3 protein-coding genes are annotated in these 4,575 nt (G+C 56.1%); all 3 read right to left on the minus strand.

The features are described 5' to 3' along the window. Window positions 1-263: 263 nt before the first annotated feature. On the minus strand, window positions 264-1,550 hold the full coding sequence (locus Q0672_RS12210; protein ID WP_298622516.1) for a hypothetical protein: 1,287 nt from the start codon (window positions 1,548-1,550) through the stop codon (window positions 264-266). Between the two features lie 275 nt (window positions 1,551-1,825). Continuing rightward, window positions 1,826-2,737: a toll/interleukin-1 receptor domain-containing protein gene (locus tag Q0672_RS12215; protein WP_298622517.1), complete on the minus strand. Its 912-nt coding sequence runs from the start codon at window positions 2,735-2,737 to the stop codon at window positions 1,826-1,828. Between the two features lie 1,014 nt (window positions 2,738-3,751). Next, window positions 3,752-4,575 (minus strand): helix-hairpin-helix domain-containing protein (locus Q0672_RS12220; RefSeq protein WP_298622518.1); only part of this gene is annotated, 824 nt, incomplete at its 5' end.

A 4,575-nucleotide genomic window follows, 5' to 3' on the forward strand; every position in this document is an offset into this window, starting at 1 on the left:
GCGCCCGCTATGCACGGCAGTTCGGGGAGGCGTGAGATGTGTGTAATGGGATGCGCTTACCCCTCAAGCCGATCCTCGCCGGCTGCCTTCTCGCGCTCGAACACGCCCGAAACCAGTTGCAGACCGTGCTCGACGCCATCGCGTGCAATCACTGCCGCGTTCAATCCGAGCGAAGTTACCCCAGACCACGACGCGTCAAGCCGCATCAGCATTTGGCATATAAGAGGGCTTAAGTTGGGAGCATTGCCTGCGGCCCCACCGCGCTATTTTACAGGCAGCGGTTGCGTAATGAGGCCCCTCCAAGCGGCCAAAACTTCGCTCGGCTTACCTAAATCTATTTCAAGTTGTGCAAACACCGTATCAATATGTTGGTTCATGGAAGCCTTACATTTCGACAGGGCGGCATCTTCGCTGTCACCGCCGGTACCACCGAAGTCGAATTCTTGCCTTGCGCCTGTGAGCTTGTCGTTCCATTCAAAGTGTTCGCCGCAGACTGGATACCCTCCGGCGTATGAACACCGTCTTCGTTTGGAATACGACACATAATTCCTGCGTGCCGTTTTTATTTGATCGTATGTAATCGCACCGAAATCGGCATAATCCTTGGCATAGTCCTGGATAGATTTCAGGAAGGGGGATGGCGTCAGGTTGTCCATGAGAGCGCGCTCCTGGTAAAGCGCAAGGTGGGTTCCGCCTCCGATCAGGTAGACGCCAAAGCCCGGACATCGAAAGCCTGTTTCCATCAGGGGACCCATGACTTCCCTGTTAAAATCATTAGCATAATCGCGCAAATCTTCTGCCAGCTCTAGGCGCAATTCCTCTGTAGGATTGGCGACATATTGTTGCTTTCGAAACTTGTAAGTATTTTTAATCCACTCGATGGTTCCGTTTACTCTGCCGTTCACCTGTCCGATCACAGCTGCGGTGACTTCCTCATGGACGATATCCTTAATAGGCGGTTGAGTATCGCGAAAGAAATCTATGCCAAGTTCCTTGAAGACCTGGTCGAGGACATATGCGCCGACTTTCGCAAGGATCGCGCTTACCAGGCTCTTTGCGACGGAGAGCGCTATCTCTACGACAACTTCAACGATATCGCAAGCAGGCTTGCTAGGAGATGCGGACACATACGGACCGACTTGCAACGGTCTGACGAATCTTAGGCGCCCATGGCTGACCCTGACGTGGTCGAACAGGAAGTAAACAGTAGCGTAGTTTGTTTTCTGAAGAAGCAATGCGGTTCCTGCTTCGACACCGGAGAATGGCTCGCAGAGATAGGAAAAAATCTCGTCGAGGACGTATTCATTCCGCAGGAGAGGATAGAGTCGAGCTAGCGTTGCTTTCGCACAGCGTTTCGCTTCCTCAATAGTCTTCTCCGCCTCGCTGTCGATCAGCGGGAAATCTGAGGGTTGAGCAGTGGAAACTGTTTCGTCGGTTACTGGCGGCTCGGTCAGTGAGTCGTAGAACTGAAACTCCGCGAGGCGCACGGAAAGGTAATCCGTAACCGAGCCGGCAAAGGTGGGCTGTAGATCCCGAACAACAATCTTCATGTTAACGCTCCTTGATTAAAGATTGTAAAGCTGACTATAGATTCGCACCAAAAAACCAACTCGCCTAACGTCTAAGTTAACCGGTGTTGCCGCCGCAGGCGGCAACGTCCGAGGCCAGCGAAGGTACTTCATAGAAGCTCTCTTTCGAAGTGGCAGCATGTAGCCGCATGGTTTGTAAATAGAGTAGGCCGATTTTTCAAGAAGACAACCTTAAGCCTAACGTCTGAATTCACCGGCCTGCGCGGCTTTTTGCGCAGGTCCGGTGGAATGATTGGTTATGCCGCAGAGGTAACGGCAAGATAGATTTGCCTGCATACTTCGTCCTCTCCGAGGGCACTCCAATCAACACCTTTCACGTTCAATAAACTGGGGCTGTACTCGTATACCTCGTGCTTTGTGACGCCGCACCAAATGGGCAATACAAGTTGTGCTTCTTCAAGTATTTCGCGAGTAAAGATGGATTCGAATTCCTTCTTTCCCCAGCCGTTATTGGCGAAGAGATTCGGGCTCAAGATAAGAACGCACTTACTGCACTCTTTCAAACCCTTTTCGATGCTTTGCCGCAAGTGGTCACCGAGCTTTAGAGAAAATTCATCGTACCAAACCGGGCATAATTTTCTTTGCAGGTTTAGGGCGATTGGTCTTGCAATTAACTCTTTGTCTTTCGAATCGTGACTGATAAAAGCTTGTGGTTTCTCAAACTGGCTACGACCGAAAGCATACCCATCTGAACGGAACTGTAAGTCATGGCCCATTGTGTTTGCTTCAGCTTGAAGCCTCTCAATATCAAACGGTGATAAATTTGTCTCGGAGTAAAAGAACACCCGAGCACTGGTGCCTATTGAGAAAAGGTCTCTCCAAGATGGGTCGCCAAATAGTTGATAACGAATTACGAATGGATTGGAGTTTTCCACTCGCAGTTGCCCCGGGAATTGTTTAGCGCTAGGGAGGACTATTCCTCCATCGAGATTGAGGCCGGTCTTCCCGTACTGGAGAGACCCGAGAAAACTCAAGAAGCCTTCGAAAGTGTGTGCGGTACCTGGAAAGTAGAACGCCACAAAGGCCGATTTCGCGCTGGCGTCGTATAGAACCGCGCCCTCATACGAATCCCGCCCAAGGTCGTACTTGATCTTTACCCGGAGGCAGTAGTCGAAGTCAGTTTCAAAGTATTGCCTAATTGTGGCCATGGCTATGTTTGAGCGGCATAACGTGAAGTAGACGACAAATGTCGCGTCCAGCAGGGTAGACGACTGTCGTCTACCCTGAGAATTTCTTCTAACCGACTGTTTTCAATGAAGTAGCGCTGAATCAATTGCGTCACCCTGTCGCCTATCACCCTTAGCCCCTTCGCTGCAGTAACAGCGAGGCCCCATCCTTGCCCCTGCAGCGGGTGGCTTCGTTCAGTCTTGCGCCCCGTGTCGTATGCCGTGTCAATTTACTGCGTGCCGCGTCAGCCCGCAAGCATGGTGTCGATCTCCTGAAGACATGCGCGCAGTCGAGCCTGCCCGGCTTGGTGGGCTCGGTGACGTTGTGGGTGCGGGCGTCCTGATTGATGGAGGCGCGAAGGGGATGTTGCCGGGGCGATCACTCGGTGCTTGCCATCGTGCTGATGCTGGATGCGTCAGTGTTCATGTTGCAGTCGCCAACCTTCATGTTGGCCTGCGCAACCTTCATGTTGACCGGCGCAACCCTTATGTTGAGTCGCGTAACCTTTCTGTTGACGACGCTAACCCTTATGTTGGAGGCCCAATGCTTCATGTTGGTGCGTCAACTGTTTATGTTGACGGTCGAAACCCTTAGTTTGCGACGTCAACAAAAGGGTTAGCGCGGTGCACTGTTTATGTTGGCGGCCCAACATAAAGGTTTGGCGGGCCGATTGTTGATGTTGGGCGTGCAACATCGTCATTGCAGGCGTGCACATCATGGGTTGCGCGGCAGATTGACGCTTCGCACGCGCCGGGTGCTTTCTGCGGCGGGCTGGGATTGAGGTCTGGGGCCGGCGGGGGCGGGTTTGGTGGGGCGGGTGGGGGACTTCAGGCGCGCGAAGGCCTTGGGCGGGCTTGCGATGGGGGTGTTGCGTCGGCGGGAGGGGGCGCCGGTGGGGGGAGGGTGTCGGACTGAAGTCCGACCTACAGGAGGGGTGCGGTGGAGGGGGCTGCTTGAAGCGCTGCGGGCCGGTTTTGGCCGGCCCGCGGGGTGATTTACTTCTTCAGTGCTTTCGCAAACGCGCTGGCAAGCGAACCGGCCATGGCTGGCTCGCGGTTCTGCTTTGCTATTGCGGCGCGCTGGTTGCCGCGGGGGGCGTCGCGGCGTTCGCCGGCGGGGCGGCTGGTGGTGCCGGGCTGGTCGCCCATGCGCATGGTGAGGGCGATGCGCTTGCGGGGGAGGTCGACCTCCAGCACCTTCACCTTCACCACCTGGCCGGCCTTCACCACGCTGTGGGGGTCTTTCACGAAGCGGTCGGAGAGGGCGGAGACGTGCACGAGGCCGTCCTGGTGCACGCCGATGTCCACGAAGGCGCCAAAGTTGGTGACGTTGGTGACGACGCCCTCAAGGATCATGCCTTCGGCGAGATCCTTCAGCTCTTCCACGCCTTCCTTGAAGCTGGCGGTCTTGAACTCGGGGCGCGGGTCGCGGCCGGGCTTGTCGAGTTCCTTCAGGATGTCCTGCACGGTGGGCAGGCCGAAGCGTTCGTCGGCGTAGCGCTCGGGCTTGAGCTGGCCGATGGTGCGGGAATCGCCCAGCAGATCGCGCACACCCTTCTGGATGTCGGCGAGGATGCGTTCGACCACCGGGTAGGCTTCGGGGTGGACGGCCGAGGCGTCGAGCGGGTTGGTGCCGTTGGTGATGCGCAGGAAGCCGGCGGCCTGTTCGAAGGTCTTGGGCCCGAGGCGCGGCACTTCGAGCAGCGCGGCGCGGCTGGGGAAGGGGCCGTTGGCGTCGCGGTGGGCGACGATGTTGGCGGCGAGCGTGGGGTTGAGGCCGGAGATGCGGGTGAGCAGCGCGGCCGAGGCCATGTTCACAT

Origin of the sequence: uncultured Zoogloea sp. (assembly GCF_937894855.1) — a bacterium.
Classification (GTDB): domain Bacteria; phylum Pseudomonadota; class Gammaproteobacteria; order Burkholderiales; family Rhodocyclaceae; genus Zoogloea; species Zoogloea oryzae.

Bases quoted from the DNA above. Each gene is read 5' to 3' on its own strand.
- Q0672_RS12215 (WP_298622517.1), bottom strand. From the start codon at position 2,737: ATGGCCACAATTAGGCAATACTTTGAAACTGACTTCGACTACTGCCTC.
- Q0672_RS12210 (WP_298622516.1), bottom strand. From the start codon at position 1,550: ATGAAGATTGTTGTTCGGGATCTACAGCCCACCTTTGCCGGCTCGGTT.